Below are 2620 nucleotides of genomic sequence, written 5' to 3'. Positions count from 1 at the left end.
CAAATCACGATGGCCGGTTAAAAGCAGGTATGTTCTCTGAAGTCGCCATTAATTACTCCACGCATGAAAACGCCACACTTGTTCCACGCAAAGCCTTGTTAGCCATCGACAATAGCACCAGTGTGTTTGTTATCGACAACGGAATTGCGAAGAAAATGGACGTGACCACAGGGTTTGAAGACGCAGAATACGTTGAAATCACCAGTGGTTTGAGCGGCAACGAAACTGTTGTAACTGTGGGCCACCACAACCTGAAAGACGCGTCACCCGTCGTTATTGTAAAAAGCTAAGCAGCGGCTGGCGGAGAACACACAATGAGTATTGTAGATATAGCCGTTAAACGGCCTGTGGCGATAGCCATGTTCACCCTGGCGATCCTGCTGTTCGGCATGGTGTCACTGGGCAGATTATCAGTCAACCTGTTGCCTGAGCTGGCATACCCTACCCTGACCATCCGCACGGATTATACCGGCGCGGCACCGGCAGAGGTCGAGCAATTGGTGTCTAAGCCTATTGAGGAAACCATTGGCACAGTAAAAGGCGTACGTTCGGTTAAGTCGGTTTCACGTCCGGGCCAGTCCGATGTGGTATTGGAATTTGCCTGGGGCACCGAAATGGATTTTGCCAGCCTGGAAGTCCGCGAAAAGCTTGATGTCCTGCAATTGCCACTGGATGTTGAAAAACCGCGCCTGTTGCGCTTTAACCCCAGCTTAGATCCTATCTTACGCTACGGCCTGAGTTTATCTGCTCAGGATAGCGCTAATCAGACCGACGCCATGAAGCGGCTTCGCGTTTATGCAGAAGAGCAAATCAAACGCAAGCTGGAGTCTATTGAAGGCGTCGCCTCTGTGAAAATTGGCGGTGCACTGGAAAATGAAATTCAGGTTCTGGCCGACCAACGCCGAATGAGCCAGCTGAATATCAGCGTCAATGACATCATCAAACGCCTGAAAGAAGAAAATATTAATACTGCGGGAGGCCGCATAGACAATGGCAACCAGGCCTTCCTGGTACGTACCCTCAACCAATTTACTCACCTGGACGAAATTGGCCAAATGTACATTGCCAACCGAAACGGCACGTCAATACAACTGAAAGACGTAGCGACGGTAACGAATACCTATAAAGAGCGTGACGCCATCAGCCGTTTTAACGGGCTGGAAGGTGCCGAAGTCGCTGTTTATAAAGAAGGCGACGCAAATTCGGTTGATGTTGCCCGTCAGGTTAGCCTGGCGCTGGAGCAGATCACCGAGCAACTGCCTGACCAATACACACTCGACAAAGTGTATGACCAGAGTGAATTTATTAAACAAGCCATCGACGACGTCAAATCGTCTGCTGTCATTGGTGGCATACTGGCCATGCTGGTATTGTATTTATTCCTACGCGATTTCTGGCCAACGTTTATTATCTCCGTGTCTATCCCACTGTCGGTGATCGCCACGTTCAACATGATGTACGGCAACGATATCAGCCTGAATATTATGAGCTTGGGTGGTATTGCGCTGGCAGTAGGTTTATTGGTCGACAACAGTATCGTCGTACTGGAAAACATCGACAAACACAAAAAAGCCGGCAAAGGGCTGGTTAGTGCCGCACAAGCTGCCGCGGCAGGCACAAAAGAAGTATCTACCGCCATCCTCGCGTCAACATTGACCACGCTGGCGGTGTTTGTTCCGCTGATTTTCGTGGAAGGGATTGCCGGTCAGCTATTTAGCGATCAGGCCATGACAGTGTCATTCGCACTGGTTGCCTCATTACTGGTTGCACTGACGGTGATTCCTGCACTCGCAGCAAAAGCAAAACAGTCCGACCAACCCTTTGAAACAAATGCAGAACTTGAGCACGTACCACCCGCGAAGCGAACCGGTATTAACAAGGTGTTTTATATTGTTACCTGGCCAATTCGCATGGTGTTAAAACTGGTGTTTGTTTACGTACCTATGCTTATCACCACGGTCGTTATCTCTATTTGGCGTGTATTGAGCAAAGTATGCGGCCTGGCATTGTATCCGTTTGCGCAATTTTTCAGTCTGGCATTCAACGCCATCCAGGCTGTGTACAACAAACTTTTACGCGGCGCCCTGCGCGCGCGGGTTGTCGTCCTGGCCGTTGCAGTAAGTTTAACCGCGCTGGCCTTCCTGCTCATTCCCAAGTTAGGCATGGAGTTAATCCCTCGCATGTCACAGGGTGAGTTCTTTGTGGAAGTCAACTTACCTGCAGGCTCCCGGGTTGAACAAACCGATATCTTGTTGAAAAAAGTCGCCGCTTACACTGAAGAATTACCAGGCGTAGCGCGTACCTATTCACTGGCGGGTACCGGAAGTTTGATCAGCGCAGCGCCGTCTCAGGGTGGCGACCACTGGGGCAAGTTAAACGTTGTGCTTGAGCAAGGTGCTACCGAGTCAGACGAAGCCCGGGTTCAGAATGCAATGCGTGGTTTCCTGCAACAACAAGCCGGTGTGCAGAGTAAATTTGGTTACCCGGAACTCTTTACCTTTGCCGCGCCCATTCAAATTGAGCTTCAAGGCTATGATTTAACGACCTTACAGCGCTACAGCGACTTACTGAGTGCAGAGCTGTCCAGTAACGACCGTTTTGCTGACGTAACTAGCAGTCT

Annotated in this window: 2 protein-coding genes; both read left to right on the top strand. The window is 50.2% G+C overall.

Going from position 1 to position 2620, the window contains the following annotated elements; genetic code table 11:
- Nucleotides 1-290: efflux RND transporter periplasmic adaptor subunit (locus AC4MRN_RS20370; RefSeq protein ID WP_491204353.1), on the top strand; the 290-nt coding region annotated here is incomplete at its 5' end.
- 24 nt (nucleotides 291-314) lie between these two features.
- Nucleotides 315-2620 (top strand): efflux RND transporter permease subunit (locus AC4MRN_RS20365; RefSeq protein ID WP_491204352.1); only part of this gene is annotated, 2306 nt, incomplete at its 3' end.

The sequence above is a fragment of the Marisediminitalea sp. genome (assembly GCF_984433645.1).
Note: the sequence above shows the minus strand (reverse complement) of the source record. Positions and strands in the feature narration are given on the sequence as shown.